The 19,193-nt window shown below is 70.0% G+C and carries 21 protein-coding genes; 9 read left to right on the forward strand and 12 right to left on the reverse strand.

Annotated features, from left to right (window positions below):
- The first annotated feature begins 61 nt into the window (after window positions 1-61).
- Entirely contained in the window at window positions 62-811 is a 750-nt protein-coding gene (locus GV790_RS21560; RefSeq protein ID WP_163815400.1) for a recombinase family protein, read from the forward strand.
- Window positions 812-1,031: 220 nt separating this feature from the next.
- Here the strand turns inward: GV790_RS21560 and GV790_RS21565 are convergent, their stop codons facing one another.
- From GV790_RS21565 to GV790_RS21595, 7 genes are all read right to left on the reverse strand, one after another.
- Window positions 1,032-2,726 (reverse strand): hypothetical protein, encoded by a 1,695-nt coding sequence (locus GV790_RS21565; RefSeq protein ID WP_218586452.1) that lies wholly within the window; start codon window positions 2,724-2,726, stop codon window positions 1,032-1,034.
- A 149-nt stretch (window positions 2,727-2,875) separates the two neighbouring features.
- Complete coding sequence (locus tag GV790_RS21570; protein ID WP_163815402.1) at window positions 2,876-3,988, reverse strand: serine hydrolase domain-containing protein; 1,113 nt, start codon at window positions 3,986-3,988, stop codon at window positions 2,876-2,878.
- 77 nt (window positions 3,989-4,065) lie between these two features.
- The gene (locus GV790_RS21575) at window positions 4,066-4,932 is read right to left on the reverse strand and encodes a helix-turn-helix domain-containing protein (protein ID WP_163815404.1); all 867 of its coding nucleotides are present in this window, start codon (window positions 4,930-4,932) and stop codon (window positions 4,066-4,068) included.
- Window positions 4,933-5,085: 153 nt separating this feature from the next.
- Window positions 5,086-5,958 carry a heme ABC transporter ATP-binding protein gene (locus tag GV790_RS21580; protein WP_163815406.1) on the reverse strand — a complete coding sequence of 291 codons (873 nt, stop codon included), beginning with the start codon at window positions 5,956-5,958 and terminating at the stop codon, window positions 5,086-5,088.
- Window positions 5,959-6,163: 205 nt separating this feature from the next.
- Entirely contained in the window at window positions 6,164-7,243 is a 1,080-nt protein-coding gene (locus GV790_RS21585; protein ID WP_163815408.1) for a FecCD family ABC transporter permease, read from the reverse strand.
- Between the two features lie 130 nt (window positions 7,244-7,373).
- Entirely contained in the window at window positions 7,374-8,411 is a 1,038-nt protein-coding gene (locus GV790_RS21590; RefSeq protein WP_163815410.1) for a heme/hemin ABC transporter substrate-binding protein, read from the reverse strand.
- Between the two features lie 92 nt (window positions 8,412-8,503).
- A complete protein-coding gene (locus GV790_RS21595) occupies window positions 8,504-9,478 on the reverse strand; it encodes an aldo/keto reductase (protein WP_163815412.1) in 975 nt (324 codons plus the stop codon).
- A 255-nt stretch (window positions 9,479-9,733) separates the two neighbouring features.
- On the opposite strand from GV790_RS21595, the gene GV790_RS21600 reads away from it, so the two are divergent.
- From GV790_RS21600 to mshC, 5 genes are all read left to right on the forward strand, one after another.
- Entirely contained in the window at window positions 9,734-10,669 is a 936-nt protein-coding gene (locus GV790_RS21600; protein ID WP_163815414.1) for an undecaprenyl-diphosphate phosphatase, read from the forward strand.
- A gap of 16 nt (window positions 10,670-10,685) precedes the next feature.
- On the forward strand, window positions 10,686-11,420 hold the full coding sequence (locus tag GV790_RS21605; protein WP_163815416.1) for a histidine phosphatase family protein: 735 nt from the start codon (window positions 10,686-10,688) through the stop codon (window positions 11,418-11,420).
- A gap of 87 nt (window positions 11,421-11,507) precedes the next feature.
- A complete protein-coding gene (locus GV790_RS21610) occupies window positions 11,508-12,092 on the forward strand; it encodes a DUF3090 domain-containing protein (RefSeq protein WP_014351002.1) in 585 nt (194 codons plus the stop codon).
- A 2-nt stretch (window positions 12,093-12,094) separates the two neighbouring features.
- The gene (locus GV790_RS21615) at window positions 12,095-12,895 is read left to right on the forward strand and encodes an SCO1664 family protein (RefSeq protein WP_163815419.1); all 801 of its coding nucleotides are present in this window, start codon (window positions 12,095-12,097) and stop codon (window positions 12,893-12,895) included.
- 155 nt (window positions 12,896-13,050) lie between these two features.
- On the forward strand, window positions 13,051-14,289 hold the full coding sequence (gene mshC / locus GV790_RS21620; protein ID WP_163815421.1) for a cysteine--1-D-myo-inosityl 2-amino-2-deoxy-alpha-D-glucopyranoside ligase: 1,239 nt from the start codon (window positions 13,051-13,053) through the stop codon (window positions 14,287-14,289).
- A gap of 124 nt (window positions 14,290-14,413) precedes the next feature.
- Here mshC and GV790_RS21625 read toward each other — a convergent pair whose 3' ends face one another.
- The 3 genes from GV790_RS21625 to GV790_RS21635 form a co-directional block, all read right to left on the reverse strand.
- A complete protein-coding gene (locus GV790_RS21625) occupies window positions 14,414-14,827 on the reverse strand; it encodes a nitroreductase/quinone reductase family protein (RefSeq protein ID WP_163815423.1) in 414 nt (137 codons plus the stop codon).
- A gap of 201 nt (window positions 14,828-15,028) precedes the next feature.
- Complete coding sequence (locus tag GV790_RS21630) at window positions 15,029-15,676, reverse strand: enoyl-CoA hydratase-related protein (RefSeq protein ID WP_175585968.1); 648 nt, start codon at window positions 15,674-15,676, stop codon at window positions 15,029-15,031.
- Window positions 15,676-16,320, reverse strand: a complete 645-nt coding sequence (locus GV790_RS21635; RefSeq protein ID WP_163815425.1) for a TetR/AcrR family transcriptional regulator — start codon at window positions 16,318-16,320, stop codon at window positions 15,676-15,678. Before GV790_RS21635 ends, GV790_RS21630 begins: the two co-directional genes overlap by 1 nt.
- A gap of 293 nt (window positions 16,321-16,613) precedes the next feature.
- On the opposite strand from GV790_RS21635, the gene GV790_RS21640 reads away from it, so the two are divergent.
- From GV790_RS21640 to GV790_RS31675, 3 genes are all read left to right on the forward strand, one after another.
- Window positions 16,614-17,177: a TetR/AcrR family transcriptional regulator gene (locus GV790_RS21640; protein WP_163815427.1), complete on the forward strand. Its 564-nt coding sequence runs from the start codon at window positions 16,614-16,616 to the stop codon at window positions 17,175-17,177.
- Between the two features lie 9 nt (window positions 17,178-17,186).
- Window positions 17,187-18,266 carry a DNA glycosylase AlkZ-like family protein gene (locus tag GV790_RS21645; protein ID WP_163815429.1) on the forward strand — a complete coding sequence of 360 codons (1,080 nt, stop codon included), beginning with the start codon at window positions 17,187-17,189 and terminating at the stop codon, window positions 18,264-18,266.
- Between the two features lie 83 nt (window positions 18,267-18,349).
- Window positions 18,350-18,601 (forward strand): DivIVA domain-containing protein, encoded by a 252-nt coding sequence (locus GV790_RS31675; RefSeq protein WP_163815431.1) that lies wholly within the window; start codon window positions 18,350-18,352, stop codon window positions 18,599-18,601.
- 74 nt (window positions 18,602-18,675) lie between these two features.
- Here the strand turns inward: GV790_RS31675 and GV790_RS21655 are convergent, their stop codons facing one another.
- Window positions 18,676-18,825, reverse strand: a complete 150-nt coding sequence (locus tag GV790_RS21655) for a hypothetical protein (RefSeq protein ID WP_163815433.1) — start codon at window positions 18,823-18,825, stop codon at window positions 18,676-18,678.
- Between the two features lie 152 nt (window positions 18,826-18,977).
- The coding region (locus GV790_RS21660; protein ID WP_163815435.1) for a hypothetical protein at window positions 18,978-19,193 on the reverse strand (216 nt) is incomplete at its 5' end.

Consider the following 19,193-nt stretch of genomic DNA (forward strand, 5'->3'; position numbering starts at 1 on the left):
GTTTGACGACAGATAGCGCGGTGAACGAAAGCGATCAGATCGGAGAGGGAACACCGCAGTCATGGCCGAACTCGTCTACACGCGGGTCTCCACCGCCGAGCAGAGCACCGCGCGCCAGACCCACCTGCTCGCCGAGGCCGGTCTCGTCGACGGCGCGCACGGTGTGCGACTGTTCGCCGATCCGGCCACCTCATCCAAGATCCCCGCGCTGCACCGCGACGGCTTCCGCGAGCTCGCCCGATACGCGCGCCCCGGCGACCGGCTCACCGTGTCCGAGCTCTATCGGTTGTGCCGCGACCTGCAAAACGAACTCACCCGCGAGGGCCTGGCAGCCGCCCGCGCCAACGGCGCGATATCGGGGCGCCGCCCCCAGGTCGCCACGAACGGGGACCTCGAACAAGTCCGCCGCCAATATCGAGAAGGCGCCAGCATCGCCGCCCTCGCCCGACAACACCGAGTCAGCCGCGTCGCGATCCGCACCGCACTCGCCGACCTGCTGCCCGACCGGCCCGAACAACCCGCCCCCACCGATATCGACGAACCCCGCCCGATCCGAATCGAGATGCCGGGTAAGCTCGCCCACCACCTCACCGCCCACACCGCCGACCTCGGCGAAACCGAACGCCACGCCCTACGCGACGGCCGGCAGATACGGCGAGGCCAGGGCTACAGCCTGCACGTCACCGCCCCACCACACATCCACCAGGCACTGCTGGCCGCCGCCGAACCCCTCGCACACAGCACCGCGGCCGCCGACCGCAAGGCATATCGGATCTACCGCGACCGCCTCGCCCAACAACCCCCGGCCTGACCGGCACCCAGCGCGCGTAACCCGCCCTCTACCAGCGGGGTACGCCATATCCGCCCGAAATTCGGCCGATACTACGGCGACCCCATATCCGTTGGTTTTTCGGCGGTTACTACCGGAACCCCTCCTAGGAAGTGGAACGGATAGCTGGCGGAATGCTTGCGTCGAGCCGGAAAGAAGTGCTCGCGCTGCATACTTCACCGATAGAACCGAACCGCTTCGCTCAGGGCACGAGCCTGGCCATCGCGGCATGCAGCAGCGACGGATTGGCTGCCGCTGCTTTCACTACCTGCCAGTCTTCGTCGTCGAGCAGTTCAACGATGATCGCCGGTGGCAGGGCACGGTGGCCGGCGGCCCATGGTCTGGCCTGGCGATCGGTGAGGCACGCGAGCAGAGCTGCGGCCGTCGCGTTGGAGTGGCGGGCGATCTCACGGAACGCCTTGCGTACCGGAGGCCGGTGTTGTGCCAGGTCCTCCAGCAGGGATGACGTGGTGTCAGGATTTGCTGCGACTTTCGCCATCACCCGGACACCGTGCGATGCGACCATCGCCCGCAACTGGGCTTCGGACAGGCCTGGGTGCGGCGCGATGGACTCGAGCACCTTCGCATCCGGGTCGCGGGCGAGCGCGTCACGCAGCCCGGTCGGCAGATCGCGTCGCTGGGCGATGAGCATCCGCAGGGTCGAGTTCGGGGACGCGGCCAGTTCCTCGGCCTCGGCCGTCGAGGCTGAGCCGATACGCGGTAGCAGAGTCGAGCCGATCCGGGTGGCTTCGGCAAGGTGGGAGAGGACGTCGAGTGGCAGGCGCGGATGGTGGGCCAGTCGGCGCTGGACATCGTGGCCACGGTCGAAGGCCAGGGCACGGATCGTGCCTTCGTCGATGGCGGGATTGTCCGCGAGATGCGCGCGAACCCACGGGACAGAGTCCTCGGCGAGCCTCGCGTAGAGGTGCTGCGGCAGATCGGTGCGTGCTGCCAGTTCACAGCGAAGCAGTGTCGAGGAGTGGTCGGCGAAGCCCACCGCCGCGTCGACCGGTGTGGCCGGGTTCCGCAGGGCCAACTGCTGGATCTCGTGCACGGTGGATTCGTGGGAGCCGTCACAGGAAGCGCCCGGTGGCAGAGCACAGTCGGGTCGCGGGCAGTTCGGGTCGTGAACGAAAGGAATTGGCTCGCGGTCGCAGACCAGGCAGGAGCGTGCCGGCGGCAGCCCAACACCGGTCAGCAGCGCCGCCAGCGCGGCGGGCGGCGCGGCCTCGTTGGCCGCCACCGCGCGGCGGACCGAAGCATGGGGATGCGCCGCAAGCTCGGCGGCAACATCCGTTGTCGCCCACAGTGCAAGCTCCGCGACGACCCTGACGTCGGGATCGCAGGCCAGCGTCTGCGTCACATCGCGCGGCAGACCAGGACAGGCCGCCAACTTCTCCCGGTTGTCCACTAACGGATCGGCTGCCAGTAGCCGTGCCCACTCCGGCCTGCCGGAGCCCGCCTCCAGCAGAGCGAGCGCGACACGCGGGTGAGCCAGCGGATCAACATCTTCGGCGGCGAATCGACCAGCGCGAGCGAGCCGTACCGCGGCCCCCTCGAAGCGCGCGAGCGCGGCCACCTGTGTGCCGATCAGGTCCGGGCGGCAGGCCAGCACCTCGGCGAGGTCGGTGTCCGCAGCCGCGATGAGCCGATCGACCAGCTCCGATGGCAGCGCGGGGTTCTCGGCCAGCCCGTGGAGATCATGACGCACAGCCCGATCCTGCCCCAGCAGGCGATCGAACGGCCAGCGGATACGAGCAGCATGCCATAGGAATATGACCTCGGCCGTTCCGCTTCCCTGGTAACGAGACAACGCGCGCCGGTGGCCCTGGCGGTCCGGCCCGACCGTGGCGAAGGCTGAAGCAGAGGCACAAGGCAGGAGAGCGTCAATGTCCAAGTCCCGGTGGTAAGGGCGGCGGGAAGATGACCGCCGCCGCGGCCGCTCGCATCCAGTCCGCATCAGCGAAGAATCCGAGCAGCAGTTCGGCGAAGTCAGGCTTCGCCTTCCTGCCACCGGACGCCGACACATACGCCCATAAGCGGGAATCAATCACACAGGGCGAGGCGGGTGAACGCTTCGAGTGCGGTATCGATGGGATGGGGTCGGCGGAGGGAGCCGGGGGTTTTCCAGCGCTGGAGGTTCACCATCACCGACATCTGGCGGGCGCCGTCGTCGCTGATCATCGATACCGCGCCGGCACCCCAGGCCGAGCCCTCGTGGCCCCAGAAGGTGCCGTGACCGGGGATGGTCGTTTTCTGTAAGCCCAGGCCGTAGTCGATGAGCTCGCCTTCGAAGGAGATGACCGGGACGGTGCGCCGCATCTGCGTCAGCGATTCCCGGCTGATGATCTCGCCGTCCGCAAGCAGGCGGTAGAAGCGGTTGAGGTCGGCGACGGTGGAGATGAGTGAAGCCGCGGGCCCGACCCACGACATGTCGTACACGCTGTAGTCGCGGGGCGGGTCGATCATGCCGAACCATGCCTCGTAGTGCAGTGAATGCGGTCCGGTGAGGTACGGGCCGTCCGGCAGTTCGGTGTCGCGCAGTCCGGCCCGCTCGATGACGTCACGGGTGATGACTTTCTCGGCCGCGTCTCCGGTGACCGACTCCAGGAGTTGGCCCAGCAGCAGGTAATTGGTGTTCGAGTACACCCCCGGTGTGGCGCCGGGCTTCGCGGTCGCGGGTGCGGACACGCCCATCTCGATCAGCTCGGTCGGATGAAAACGGGTGAACCGCTGCGTTTCCAGGCTCGCCGGTGTCGTTGCGGCCAGATCGGGGAATGCTGCCAGCGACGGGTAGGCGTGCGGGAGGTATTCGGCGAATCCGCTGGTGTGGTTGATCAGCATCCGGACCGTGATCGCCGAACCTCGTTCGCCGGGAACCAGCCGCGGCAGGTAATGGCCGATGGGTGTGTCCAGTCCGATCGCGCCTGCCTCGACCTGCCGCAGGACGGCGGCGGCGGTGAAGGTCTTGGTGAGGCTGCCGACGCGGTGACGCATGTCGGCGCTGACGGGGCGGCCGGTGGCCAGATCGGCGACGCCCGCGGCGCCCTGCCAGGTGTGCTCGCCGGCACGTACTTCCGCGAAAACTCCTGGCATACCTGCGTGATGCACTGCGTCCAGGGCGGTCTGGAGTGCGGCGGGCTCGAGGGTGTCGGTCACGGCGAAGGTCCTCTCGGTGTCGATGGGTGCGGATTCGAGCCGCGGCCGGTTCACCGACCGCGCCCGAGGCCCCACCACTATCGACCGGCCCGCCCCGGCCGGTATTGGAAAAATTCTCCCCACGCCCGGTGCCGGTGCCGGGCGATCGGCGGCAGATAGTGCGTGGTCAGCGCGCCCGGTGTGCGGTCGGTGAAGATCGAGACGTCACGGCACAGATGGGCCTGATCGGCGTACCCGCACTCGGCGGCGACCTCGGCGGCAGGTCGTCCGGCCAGCAGCGCGTCGACCGCGCACCGGAATCGGACCAGCATCGCCGCCCGCTTGGGGGTGAGGCCGATCTGCGACTCGAATCGCGCCCCGAACCGTTTGTGGCTCCATCCGACGGACGCGGCGAGCTCACCGACGCGGACCTGTCCACCGGAGCCGATGATGCGATGCCAACCCGCCAGGATCTCCGGATCCGGGGTGCGCGCCGAGTTGTCCCATTGCGCCAGGAACGTTTTCGTCACCGCGAAACGCTCATCCCAGCTGCGGCAGGCGGCCAGTTGCGCACGCAGTCGCCGGGCACGCGGACCCCAGAGATCCTCCAGATCGACCGCGCCGCGGCCCAATTCGGCGACGAGACCGCCCCACAGCGCGTAGGCCTGGATCGGCGACACACGGACCTCGACGCATTCGGCTCGTTCGCTGCGCACGCGCATCGCTTCGAGCGGCAGCCCGGCGAGGAAGCCGCCGACCTTGCGTCGCCCGAACGCGTCCTCGACGACGGGGTCGGCGTCCCCGAACGGGATCACCAGGGTGACCGCCGCCGCCCCGGCCACCTGGAGATCCAATCCGGTGCCACCGACATCGCGGTAGCCGATGATCGCGGCACCCGCGGGCGCGGCAGCGGCCGGGCCCGCGATATCCCAGGCCGGTGCGCCGTCGAGCTCCACAACGTCCATTCCGCCAGATTACGGAGACCACATACTCCAGGCCGCGCCGTGTGATCGATCGCCAACGGCGCCAATCACTGTCGAGGCCGGTCCGATCACTCGGCCGCGGCGTCTGCGCGCAGGTCGGGCGCGAACGCCGGCGCGGCTTCCCGGACCAGCCGCCTACCCGGCGATTCCGCCGCGCACCGGCAACACCAGCTGCGCACCCGTCACCGGGTGATCGAGCACCTCGACCGGGTACTGGTAGACCCGCGTCAGCAGTTCGGTGGTGAGGACCTCGCGGGGTGGGCCGTCGGCGGCGATGCGGCCTGCGTCGAGGACGGCGACGCGGTCAGCGTAGGCGGCGGCGACGCCGAGGTCGTGCAGGACGACGACGACGGCCGCGCCGGCCTTGGCCCGCTGGGCGGCCAGGCGCAGCACGGCCTCCTGGTGGCCGAGGTCGAGGGCGGCGGTCGGTTCGTCCAGCAGCAGGGTGGCGGTGTCCTGGGCGAGGACACGGGCCAACGCGACGCGGGCCCGTTCGCCGCCGGACAGGGTGGGGAATGCCTGCTCGGCCAGGTGGGTGACATCGGTGGCGGCCATCGCCGCGGCGATGATCTCGTCGTCGCGTTCGCGCAGTGTGGTGCGCTGCCAGGGGGCGCGGCCCATCGCCACCACCGCACCGGCGGAGAACGGGAACCCCACGGTGTGGCTCTGCGGCAGCACCGCGCGGCGGCGGGCCATATCCAGCGGCGTCCACTGGGTGACCGATCGGCCGTCGAGTTCGACAGTGCCTTCAGTGGGATCCAGTTCGCCGGCCAGCACGGCGAGCAGCGTCGATTTGCCGGCACCGTTGGGGCCGACCAACGCCACCACTTCGCCCGCGGCGACCTCGAAATCGACGTCGGCGAGCACTCGGCGCACCTTCGCGCCACCGCCGCGGCGGTCGACGCTCACCCCGCTCGCGCGCAACGTCACCGAGCCACGGTCGGGCGCGGCCGGCAGTTCATGTGCCCGCGCGAACACCGTGTCCAATCCGGCCTTGAGCCCGGTCATCCGGCGACCATCCTCGGTGTGCGGCCCGCAGTGTTCTCGGGCGTTGCCACAACGGCGATGCCGGCCGCATCGGTGAACACGAGCCGGTCGCATGGACCGACCGGGCGTGGCCGGTCGGCGGGCCGGTGGATGGTCCCAGCATCATGTGCCGCCCGGCGCGCGGTGCACGACGCGTCGGGGCCCCTCGGCGCGCGAGGCCGCTCGATCATGCCCAGCCTCCCGAGCGTGCCCGGGTGCGGCGCAGCAGCCAGAAGAAGAAGGGGCCGCCGATCAGCGAGGTCAACATGCCCAGCGGGAGGTCGGCATTGTCGACCAGCGAACGGGCGGCCACGTCGGCGGCCAGCAACACCACCGCGCCGAGCACGGCGCTGAGCGGGATCAGCACCCGATGCCCCGGCCCGACCAGCATGCGTACCAGGTGCGGCACGATCAGCCCGACGAACAAGATGATGCCGCTGAACGCCACACCGGCGGTGGTCAGGATCGCCACCATCACGATGACGTTGCGCCGCAACCGCTCCACATCGACACCGAGGTGCCGGGCCGCCGATTCACCCAGCGACAGCAGATCCAGTTTCGGCGCCACCACGATCGCCGCGCACACCCCGACGACGGTGAGCACGGCCACCACCCACACCGCCGACCAGGTGGCGCCGTTGAGGCTGCCCAACTGCCAGAACACGATCTGGTCGCGCGCCGCCGGCGAGGCGACGAACAGCAGGAACGCGATGAGGCCGCTGGCGAAGGCGTTGATGGCGACACCGGTGAGCACCAGCGTCACCACTTCGGTGCGGCCGTTGGCGCGGGCCAGCAGATACACCAGCGCCGTGGTCGCCAAACCGGCCACGAACGCGGCCGCGGCCACCGACCAGGCCGCCACGAACGCCCCGCCCACCACGATGACGGTGCCCGCGCCAACGGCCGCACCCGCCGACACCCCGATCACGCCCGGTTCGGCCAGCGGATTGGCGAACACACCCTGCAACAACGCACCGGCTGTCGCCAACGCAGCGCCCACCAGGATCGCCAGCATCACCCGCGGGAACCGCACCTCCCACAGCGTCACCTCGCCTGCGGGATGCGCGGGCATCGGCCCCCAGTCCAGGCCGATGCGGTGCAGCACCGACCCGGTCACTTCGGCGATGCTCGTCGGTACCTGTCCGATCGCCGCCGACGCCAGCGCCAGCACGATCAGCGCCGCGATCGCCGCCGCGAACACCACGGTCGTGCGGGACCAGCGGGCTGTCGCCGGCCGCCGTTCGGCGAGCTTCACCTGCTCGCTCATGAGCCCGCCCCGCGGCCGCCCGGACGGCCATGGCGCCGTGAGATGCCGGTGACCTGCCGAGCCTTCGCGCCGACGGGCCGTTCGTTGCCGCGGCGCGCGCCGCCGAGCCCACCGCGTCCGGGGATGACGCTCATGCGCCTGCCGGACCGTAGACGGCTTCGCTGAGCGCCTCGATGACGCGACCGGTGTTGGGCCCGAAGCTCAGCAGCACCGCATCCGACATGTCCACGATGCGCTGATTGCGCCCGGCCGGGGTCTGCGCGATCCCCGGGATCTTGGCCACCCCGTCGACCCCGCCCACCGATTTCAGGCCGTCGGTCATCACCAGCAGCACATCCGGGGCGGCGGTGATCATGGCTTCGCTGGTGATCGCGGTGAACGGTTCACTCACCCCGGCTTCGGTGCCTGCGTCGCGCCCGCCGATGGCGGCGATCAACGCATCGGCACCCGAACCCGGCCCGGCCAGCATGGTGATGGCGGTGGACCGCAGGTACAGGAACGCGATCTTCAGCGGCGGATTCTGCGCGGGCACGGCGGCGGAGGCGGCGGCGATCTCGTCGCGGGTGCGCTGGGCCAGCGCCTGACCGCGATCCGGGACACCGAGCGCGGCGGCCACGGCCTCGATCTGCGGGACGACGCCTTCCATGGTGCGCTGCGGATCGAAGTAGACGACCGTGACGCCGGTGGCGCGCAGCTGCTCGCGCACCGCCGGTGAGGCGCTGGTGGTGTCGGTCAGGAACACCGTCGGGCGCAACGCCAGGATGGATTCGACGTTCAGTGAGCCGTTGCCGCCGGTGACGTTGGGCAGATCGGCGACTTCGGGAAACACGCCGGCGGTGGAGCGTCCGACGAGGTTGTCGCCGAGCCCGAGCGCCCACACCGTTTGCATCAGGGTGCCGTAGCGGTCGGCGGCGATGATGCGGTCGGCGGAGCCGACGGTGACCTCGGTGCCGTCGAAGGAGCGCACCGTGGCGGGCAGGACCGGGGTCGGTTCCGGGCCGATCGGCACCGGCGCCGCGTCGGCCAGCTGCGCGGTGGCCGGGCCGCGGCGGCCGTCGACGGCGCCCTGACTGCCGGCATCGCACCCGGTCGCCACCACCAGCACGCCGAGAGCGAGCACCGCGAGCAGCGCTCGGACCCACCCGGATCGGACACGGTCATACCTCATGAAGGCAAGCCTAACGGCGGGTCCGCCGGCGGTGCGGCCTCGGTCCGGCAGATCACAGCCGAATCCCCTGGCGCGCGGGCAATCCACCACGGCTAGTCGGTGCGCGCGCTCACATCGTCGAGCGCGGCGGCGATGGCCCGCGGCAGCTCGAGGGTCTCGGCGGCCAGCACGCCGGTCAACTGGCCGATATCGCGGGCGCCGACGAACATGCTCGCCACTCCGGGGCGGTCCCGGATCCAGGCCAGCGCGACCGCCAGCGGTGAGGTCGCCAACCCGTCCGCGGCGGTCACGAGTGCGTCCACCACACGGGTGGCGCGGTCGTCGAGCCTGCCGCGGATCTCGGCGGCGGTGGCTTCATCGGCGCCGCGGGAATCGGCGGGAACCCCGTCGCGGTACTTGCCGGTGAGGATGCCGCCGGCCAGCGGTGCGGTGGCGATCATGCCGACGCCGTGGTGGGCCGCGGCGGGCACGGTGTCGTCCTCGGCGCTGCGCGCCAGCAGCGAATACGGCGTCTGGGTGACGGTGATCGGCGCCATCGCGGCCAGGCTCGCCATCTGCCAGGCGGTGAACCCACGCACTCCCGCGTACCGCACCCGGCCCGAACGCAGCGCCAACTCCACCGTGGCGGCCACCTCCTCGAGCGGGGTGCGCGGATCCCAGGCCGCGATATGCCAGATGTCGAGATGATCGGTGCCCAGTTCGAGGAGGGTGCGATCCAGTTGCCGCAGCAGCGTCCGGCGTGAGGTGTCCACACCGATGCCCGGAACCTGCGGCAGCGGGGGTGTGCCGTCGGCGGCGGGCGGGGCGGGCCGCGGATGCAGACCCGCGCACCCGCTGAGCACCAGATCGTCGCGGGAGACCAGATCGCCGAGCAGATCGGCCAGGATCCGCTGGGCCGCGCCGCCGGCGTAGACCGGGGAGGTGTCGACCAGGGTGCCGCCGGCCTCGACGAACGCCATCAACTGCACCGCCGCCTGGTCGGCATCGGTGCGGCTGCCCCAGGTGTGGGTGGCCAACCCGATCCGCGACACCCGCAGGCCGCTGCGACCGACCGTCCGCTGTTCCATCACCGTGTCCGCGCATTCGTCACGGCGCCAAGCGTAGAGCCTGATCCGCCGGTGCGGTCCCTCTCGCGCGCCGGGTCGCGCGTCGTGTGGGCCACACCGCAGGCGCCCAACCCCGTCCGGCGTCGTCGAGGTCGACACGGTACTGTCGCTGCGAGATAGCGGTCCGAACGCCGGGGTCACCCGCCGATGAACCAATCATCTTCTCGGAACGGACATTTCGGCGGCAGTACAGGAGGGTGAGTGATAGGCGAGTCGATGACCTGGCTCCAGGCGATAGTGCTCGGCTTGGTGCAGGGGCTGACCGAATTCCTGCCGATCTCTTCCTCCGGACATCTGCGGATCGTGTCGTCGGTGTTCTTCGGCGACGACGCGGGCGCCTCCTTCACCGCCGTCACCCAGCTCGGCACCGAGGCCGCGGTGCTGGTGTTCTTCGCCAAGGACATCTGGCGCATCGTGAAGGTGTGGTGTTCAACGGTGTTCGAGAAGCTGACCCAGCGTTCCCGCGAGACCGTGCCGCTCAGCGAACAGGTCACCACGAAACTGCCCGTGGTCACCGGATCCGGGCCACTCGGCTACGACCCCGACGCCGACGCGCAACGCGAACTCGACTACCGCATCGGCTGGTATGTGATCATCGCCACCATCCCGATCGGTGTGCTCGGGTTCCTGTTCAAGGACGTCATCCGCACCGGTGCCCGCAACCTGTGGCTGGTGTCGTTCATGCTGATCGCGTTCGCGCTGGTGATCGCGGCCGCCGAGTATTACGGCCGCAAGACCCGCCCGATCGAACAGCTCACCACCCGCGACGGCCTGATCATGGGCTTGGCGCAGTGCCTGGCGCTGATCCCCGGCGTGTCCCGTTCCGGCGCCACCTCCAGCGCGGGTCTGTTCCTCGGTCTCGAACGCGAGGCCGCGGTGCGGTTCTCGTTCCTGCTCGCCATCCCCGCCGTCACCGCCTCTGGCCTGTTCAGCCTGCCCGACGCGTTCGAACCCGCAGGTGAGGGCCTCAATGCCAGCGGCGCGCAGCTGCTGGTGGCGACGCTCATCGCCTTCGCCGCCGGTTACGCCTCGGTCGCCTGGTTGTTGCGTTTCGTCAGCAATCACAGCCTCTACTGGTTCGTCGGCTACCGCATCGTCCTCGGTGTGGTCGTGATGGGTCTGCTCGCGGGCGGGGTGGTGTCGGCCACGTGATCGCTAGGCTGGCGCCATGACGGTGATTCTGCTGCGCCACGGTGTGTCGACCTCCAACACCGCGCACACACTGGCCGGCCGCAGCCCCGGCGTCGAACTCACCGACCGCGGCGCCGAACAAGCCCGCTCGGTCGCCGAACGCCTGGGCGGGCTCCCGATCCAGCAGATCGTGATCTCACCGATGCTGCGCTGTCAGCGCACCGTCGCCCCGCTGGCCGAGAAAACCGGCCTGGAACCGGTGGTGGAGGCGCGGCTGGCCGAAGTCGACTACGGCGACTGGACCGGCCGGGCGATTTCCGAACTGCTGCAGGAACCGCTGTGGAAGGTCGTGCAACGGCACGCCTCCGGCGCGGTGTTCCCCGGCGGCGAAGGCCTCGCCGACGTCCAGACCCGCGCGGTGGCCGCGGTCCGCGAACACGACCGCACCCTGGCCGAGGCGCACGGCGGCGACGTGCTGTGGGTGGCGTGCACGCACGGCGACGTCATCAAATCGGTCCTCGCCGACGCGCTCGGGCTGCACCTGGACGGCTTCCAGCGCATCGTGGTCGAACCGGCCTCCATCAGCGTGGTCCGCTACACCCCGACCGCGCCGTATGTGACCCGGATCAACGACACCGGCCCCGATCTCGACGGCCTGGCCCCCGCACCCGCTCGAGCGTCCGCCGAGTCGGGTCCGGTGCCCGGGGGTGAGATCGGTGCGGCCGGGAACACGGATAATGGGAATGCGCGGCCCAGCGATTCCTTGTCATGAGTAGTCGGCCGAACCGGGCACTCGCGGCCGCGTCGACCCCGATACGGGCGCCGCGGGCCGAACATGATCACGTATCAGGAGGTGCATGTGTCACGAGCAATCCATGTATTTCGCACCCCCGAACGTTTCGTCGCCGGAACTGTCGGTGAGCCGGGCGATCGCGCGTTCTACCTGCAGGCCGTGCAAGAACCCCGGGTGGTCAGCGTGCTGCTGGAAAAGCAGCAGGTGAAGGTGCTCGCCGACCGCATGGGTCTGCTGCTGGACGAGGTGGCGCGCCGCTTCGGCGCCGAGGTGCCCCCGCAAGCCGACGACGTCAGCGACAACGCGCCGCTGGTCACCCCGATCGACGCCGAGTTCCGGGTCGGCACCATGGGCCTGGGCTGGGACGCCGACGCCGGCGCGGTCGTGGTCGAACTGCTGGCGATCACCGAAACCGAGGTCGACGAATCGGTGGTGCTCGACGACACCGAGGAAGGCCCCGACGCGGTCCGGGTGTTCCTGACCCCGATGCAGGCCCGCGAATTCGCGCTGCGCTCGGCGCGCGTGATCGCGGCCGGACGCCCACCGTGCCCGCTGTGCGGGGAACCGCTGTCGGCGCGCGGGCACATGTGCGTGCGCACCAACGGCTACAAACGCGGCGACATCTTCGGCGCCACCGAGCTGGAGGAGTGACCGTGCCCGCGGCAGGTGACGAGTTCACCACCGGCGAGCTGACGGTGATCGGGCGCGTGACCACCGCGAGCAACCTCACCCTCGTCTGCGATATCGGTGACGGCGAAGCCCCGCTGCGGGTGGTGTACAAGCCGGTGCGCGGGGAACAGCCGCTGTGGGATTTCCCCGACGGCACCCTCGCCGGCCGCGAAGTGGCCTCCTACATGATCTCCCAGGCGCTGGGCTGGTCGGTGATCCCGGAGACGATCCTGCGGGATGGCCCGTTCGGGCCTGGCATGGTGCAGCGCTGGATCACCGCCGCCGACAACCACACCGACCGCGGTCACCGTCTCGACCTGGTCGACCTGTGCCCGCCGGGCGCGGTACCGGAGGGCTTCTGCGAGGTGCTGCGCGCACTGGACCCCGAAGGCAACGAGGTCTCGCTCATCCACGCCGACGACCCGCGCCTGCACCGGATGGCGGTACTGGATGTGCTGCTCAACAACGCCGACCGCAAGGGCGGGCACGCCCTGGAAGGCATCGACGGCCAGGTGTACGGCGTGGACCACGGCATCTGCCTGCACACCGAGCACAAACTGCGCACCGTGCTGTGGGGCTGGGCCGGTCGGCCCATCGACGACGCCCTGATCGCCGATATCGAATCCTTCACCAACGCCCTGCCGGGCGAGCTGGCCGACACCTTGTCCGCGCATATCACCGATGCCGAGATCGACGCGTTGCTCGATCGCGCCAAGCGGCTGCTCGACGAGCCGGTCATGCCCATGCCGGTGACCGCGCGGCCCATTCCGTGGCCGGCGTTCTGAGCGTTCCCCGGGGCATCGGTTCTGCCTGAGCCAAACCCTTGACATCGCCGCGCGGCCGGTTCCGTGCAGGTCCGCGCCCGCGTATCGCATGCCGTGTCACGCGTGTGCGCCGGGGTGGGCGCCGACGGCCTCGACGCCACCTTTACCCTCGAAGAATGCAGTCCTGGTCCGATACCCCGATCCCGACGGTCCCCGGAGCAGGACCCCCGTTGCGGTTGTACGACACCGCCGACCGGCAGGTGCGCCCGGTGACTCCCGGCGCCACCGCCACCATGTACGTGTGCGGCATCACCCCCTACGACGCCACCCATCTCGGCCACGCCGCGACCTACCTCACCTTCGATCTGATCAACCGGATCTGGCGCGACCGCGGCCATGAGGTGCACTACGTGCAGAACGTCACCGACGTCGACGACCCGCTGTTCGAACGCGCCGCCCGCGACGGCGTCGACTGGCGCGAGCTGGGCACCAGCGAGATCGAGCTGTACCGCGAGGACATGACCGCGCTGCGGATCGTGCCGCCGCGTGACTACATCGGCGCCATCGAGTCGGTCGACGAGGTGGTCGAGTTCGTCGGCAAACTCCTCGCCTCCGGCGCCGCCTACACCGTCGACGATGCCGAATTCCCCGATATCTACTTCCGCGCAGACGCCACCGAACAGTTCGGTTACGAATCCGGCTATGACCGGGCCACCATGGAGCGGTTGTTCGCCGAACGCGGCGGCGACCCGGACCGTCCGGGCAAACGCGACACCATCGACGCGCTGCTGTGGCGCGCGGCCCGCCCGGGTGAGCCGTCGTGGCCGTCGCCGTTCGGGCCGGGACGCCCGGGCTGGCATATCGAATGCGCTGCGATCGCGGTGAACCGGCTGGGCACCGAGTTCGACATCCAGGGCGGCGGTAGCGATCTGATCTACCCGCACCACGAGTACTCGGCCGCGCACGCCGAGGCGCTGGTCGCAGGCCGCCGCTTCGCCCGCCATTACGTCCACGCCGGGTTGATCGGTTTGGATGGGGAGAAGATGTCGAAGTCCAGGGGCAACCTGGTGCTGGTATCGAAGCTGCGCCGCGCCGGGGTGGATCCGGCCGCGATCCGGTTGGGGCTGCTGGCCGGCCATTACCGCCAGGACCGCATGTGGACCGACGCCGTGCTCGACGAGGCTGTGGCCCGGCTGGACCGCTGGCGCAGCGCTGCCGCCCTGCCGGCCGCGGGCGCAGCGACCGACACCATCGCCCGGCTGCGTCAGCACCTGGCCGACGATCTCGACACCCCCAAGGCGCTGGCCGCCATCGACAACTGGACCGATGAGGCCCTCACCTACGGCGGCACCGACACCGACGCCCCCGCCGCGATCGCGACCGCGGTGGACGCCCTGCTCGGCGTGCGCCTGTGAGCTGCTGAACCGGGCTATCCCGGGGCTTTCCTGCTGTCGAACACCGGTACCGCGTGCCGGGGCAGGAATGGCACGGACTGCTGATCCGGCGCGAACTACGGAACCTCCTCGAACCGGCCTCAGCTCAGCGTGCGGAGGCCGCGGTGTCGATGCGCACCAGGACTTGTTCGGTGCCGTCCATCGCGAATCGGGCCGCGGCCGAACGGATGTAGCTGTTGAAGCGGGCCAGCTGCTGCGGGGTCAGCGGCTCGATGGAGGCGATCCCGCTGCGCCAGCGCAGCCCGGTGCGCAGCCGCACCCGCGGATCGGCCTCGATATTGCGCACCCAGTCCGCGCGGCGCCCGTGCACCGACACCAGCAGCATCTGCTCACCGTCGGTGATGCCGCGCGCCAGCGGTTTGCGCCGCGGGAGACCGGATTGCCTGCCGGTGGTTTCCAGCACCACCCAGAACGGGACGATCGGCGCCAAGAACTTCGCCCCCGGCCCGGATAGCCGCCAAAAGCGCAGGACCCCACCAGGTCTTGTCGACTGCGTCATCGCCTCACCCTAGCCGTATGCCGTGCGCCGGCAACAGTGTTCACCGCAACAGATGTGCCGGCACACGATGCTGGGCAGGCCCGTGAGCGTTACGCCCACGACTGAGATGAGCTGTGGCGTCTTGGTCCGGGCGCCACAGGGCTGCCGGACGGAGCGGCGATCCAGCACCGCCGGCCGGTACATCCCGGCGCCTCCGAGGGACTAGGTGAGCGCTTCGACGGCGGTGGCGAACATCGTCTGCTTGATGGCGGCAAGGGTGCCCGGATCCTTGGCGCCGAGCGGGGCGAGCAGCTGGGTTGCGGCGGAGACGAGCTCGCCTTCGGGTGCGGTGGCGTCGACGATGCCGGCGGCCGCGGCGTCCACACCGCCCCAGCGGCGGCCGGTGGTCATGGAAGCGACCGCGGCCTGCGGGGTGAGCTTGGCCTGGATCAGGGCCGCCATGCCAGGGGTGAACGGGATCCGGATATCGACCTCGGGGAAACAGAAGTAACCGCGGTCGGCGCGCATGACGCGGAAGTCGTGGGCGATGGCGAGCATGGCGCCGGCGCCGAAGGCGTGGCCCGGCATGGCCGCGGCGGTCGGCACACCGAGGGTGAGCACGCGCGCGAAGAGGCTGTGGACCTGGGCGACGTACCAGTCGGCGCGCTCGCCGTTGGCCGAAAGCCATTCCAGGTCCAGGCCGTTGGAGTAGAACTTGGCGCTCGCGGTGGTGACGAGGGCGTGGGCGCCGTCGGCGAGGACGGTGTCGAGGTGGGCGTTCAGCTCGTCGAGGAAGGTGGGGGAGAAGCGGTTCTCGCCGTCACCGAGATCGAGGACGGCGATCTTGTCGTGGTAGTCGAGGGCGGGCATCAGGCCTCCTTGTTCTTCGGGATGTGGTCGGGTGGTCCGACGTCGAGGACGGCGCGCACCGCCGCGTCCAGCTGCCGCCGGGCATGGGGTGCGTCGATCTGATGGCGGCGCAACAGGATCGCTGTGGGGAGATCGACCAGGCAGGTGGTGATGACGGCGACGGCGCGGCCGTCGCGGCGATCCCACATCGCCTGCGCCAGCCGAATCATCAAACCCACCAAGGCTCGATCGGTGCCTGCGAGTTCGTCGGCGATGGCCTCGGGCAGTTCGTCGCCGAGCAGCTGTTCGCGGGAGATGGTCAGCAACAGCGCCGAGGAGTCCGGGTGCTCGCGGGCGAACAGTGCGGGCGTGGCCGCGGCGGCGGCGACGGCGCGTACGCAGGCGGCGGAGCCCGGCTGCGGTGCGGCCGGGAGGACGGCGTCGACCTGCGCGGTCTGCAAGTCCAGAAACCGGTGTGCCGCCCGCAGCCAGGTCCGTGCCAGCAGCTCGGCCCGCGAGCCGAAGCTGTGGTAGATCGCGCCGTTGGAGATCCCGGTGGCGGTGGCGACGGCCCGGATGGTGACCGCGGCGGGACCGGAGCGCGCGGCCAGGTGTTCGGCGGCGTCGAGGACGGCGTCGGGGTCGTGGATGCGCGGGCGGGGCATGCCGCCACTATAACAGAGCGGGTGCTCTGTTACTGGGGTGTGATCGGCGCAGCCGTCACGCAGGTAGGCGAGTGCTGGTACCGCTGCCCGGGTGCCGCGCATCGTCGGTTCCCTGCGGCGTTCGGGTGTGCGGCGTCCTGTTCCCTTCCCGCGCTTAATGTTTCATCAGGTAACTGGTACCCGGTGGCACTCTGTAATCGGCGTCGCGACTCGGCTACCCTCGGGCCAGCCGACGACACGATGGGGTACCGTTCGGTCCTTCCACCCAGCCCATACCAGAAGAACGGCGCCGTATGTCACGAGTGGTCACCAAGGAGCAGTACTTTCACACCGGACTGGAAGTGCTGGCCGAACTCGGCTTCAAAAACCTCAATATCGGTGTGCTGTGCCGGCGCCTCGGTGTCACCAGCGGCTCCTTCTACCATCATTTCGGCAGTTGGCAGGGTTTCGTCGACGCCCTGCTCGACCATTGGGAAAACCGCCAGGTCCTGATCCTGCGCACCCTGAACTTCAATCAGGGCCACCCCGACGACGACATCCGCGCCATGTCCGATCTGGCGCTGGGCCTGCATCATGCCGCCGAAGCCGCCATCCGCGCGTGGGCGGCCAATGACGAATCGGTGAATCTGGCGGTCAAGCGGGTCGACGAATCCCGTCGGCGCACCGTGCACAAGGCGATCAAGGGTGTGGTGGGCGATGACGAGACCGCCACTGTGGTCACCGAACTGGGGATGGCGATGCTGATCGGGTTCCAGCAGACCGCGACCGGTGAGCAGCCGATCGGACTGGACCGGCTGCTCACCGAGTACGCCCGCCTCATCTACACCCACGCCCGGCGGGTGGGCGCAGGCTCGTAGAGTGGAGTGATGGCGGGCGCGCTCGTCGTCGACCGATCACGGTGGCTGGGTCACCGCTGGCAGCGCCATGGCTTCGGCGCCGACGGCACGGATCTGGACGAGCTGCTGCTGCTCGGCATCCAGGACGGGCGACCCGATGGCGCGCTGCGATCGCTGCGAGCTCGTTCCGTGTCGGCGGTCATCGGTCCGGACGGGCCGCTGGTGGCGATGTGGTCGGTACGTGGGGCACCGCATGTGCATCGGCTGGATCGACTCGACTTCGTCACCGCGGCCAATACGCCGCTGCCCACCGACTCCGGAGGCGCGGATCTGGTCGCCGCGGTGGAGGCCGTCGCCGAGGCGTTGCGTGCGGTGGTCACCGGTCCGATCTCGAAGTCCGACGCCAGCACTCGGGTCACCGAATGCGTGCCGGACACGTTGGTGAGCTGGTGTGAACGCTGCCAGGCGCGGCATGTGCCCGACGCATTGTTCCGGACCGCGGGCTGTCGCGCGCAGATCCTGGTGGGTTCGGATGATCGGCGCGGCACCGTGTTGCGGCCCGCGCCCGCGCATCCACGTGAGCGTCCGCGGCAGGCGCGCGCTCGGCTGCTCGACACCTTCTTCGGAATCAACGGCCCGACCACCCGAGCCCTCTTCGCCGAATGGCTCGGGGTCGAACCGGCGGATGTGGCCGGCGTGTGGAAGGCCGCCGATCTGGTGCCGGTCACCGTCGACGGGCGACGCTATAGCCTGCCCGCCGCCCTCGTCGACGATCTGCGCACCGCGGCGGCGGCCGAGGGCACGGTGCTGGTTCCGCCGCATGATCCGTATCTGCGGCACGCCGATCGTGTTCTGCTGGTGCCCGAGCCGGCCCGTCGCCGGCTGGTGTGGCGGCCGGTGTCGGCGCCCGGCGCGGTACTCGACGCCGGTGAGGTGGTGGGTATCTGGCGCTACCGGCGTGGTGAGAACCTCCTCACGGTGACCGGATTCGCCGCGCTGCCCGCGGGTCTGCGGCGCCGCGTCGAACGGGCCGCCGCCGTGGTGGCCGACGCGTCGGGTCTGCCCGATGTCGCGGTCGCCTTCGACGATCATCGCGCGGATGCGCGGTAGCAGCACCGTCGATCGCTGGTTCGCACGGCGAACCAGCGGCGGTGCGACGACAATGGATCGATCAGCCGGTCGAGGAGGCAGCGATGAGACTCACCGCAGACGACGTCCGCGCGGTCACGTTCAGCAGGCCGCGGTTCGGTGCGCGCGGCTATCGGGAGGATGAGGTGGATGGTTTTCTCGACCGGGTCGAAGCCACCTTGCGTGGTACCGATCGGTTGACCCCGGCGGAGGTTCGTGACATCGCGTTCCGGCGGCCGCGTTTCGGTCAGCGTGGATACGACGAACAGGAAGTCGATGCCTTCCTGGACCTGGTGGAGAAGACTCTCACCCGATAGCGGCGTCGTTGCGCCGCATCAGGATCCGCTGAGCAGGCCTGCGCTGATCCGCGGGTGTCGAGACAGCGGCGGAGTTATCGCCGCAGATGCTGCTCGAGGGTGTCGATCGAGTCGATGCCGGCAAGGACGGTCCGCGCCCGGACCCGCCGCCACCCTTGGGTGCGGGCGGGCAGATCGGTGCTCAGCGTGATCCGGATCAGTGGCGGCGACGGTGCACGCGCCACCGTCAGCAGGCCCGGGTCGGGGTCGGGGGAAGTCGAGGCCGAGTGTCATGCATGGTTCACCTCTCGTGGTCGCTGAGGTGGGGGCGCTGCGGCGTTACCGCGGCGGCGTGCGACTGTGGTGCCGACTCCACGCCTGACCTGTGGAGCAGCGGTCAGTTCGGGGATCGGTTGGTCATCGCGGCGACGAGCCCGCCCAGTGGTGCGGCGGTGGCGTCGCGGTACTCGGTGGGGGTGATGACGCGGCGGTCGCGCAGCAGGCGCAGCGCGGCGAATCCGGTCACCGTGAGGAGGTTCTCACCACGCCGGTAGCGCCAGATACCCACCACCTCACCGGCGTCGAGTACCGCGCCGGGCGCCGACACCGGCCG

Origin of the sequence: Nocardia cyriacigeorgica (assembly GCF_010858045.1) — a bacterium.
GTDB lineage: Bacteria > Actinomycetota > Actinomycetes > Mycobacteriales > Mycobacteriaceae > Nocardia > Nocardia cyriacigeorgica_E.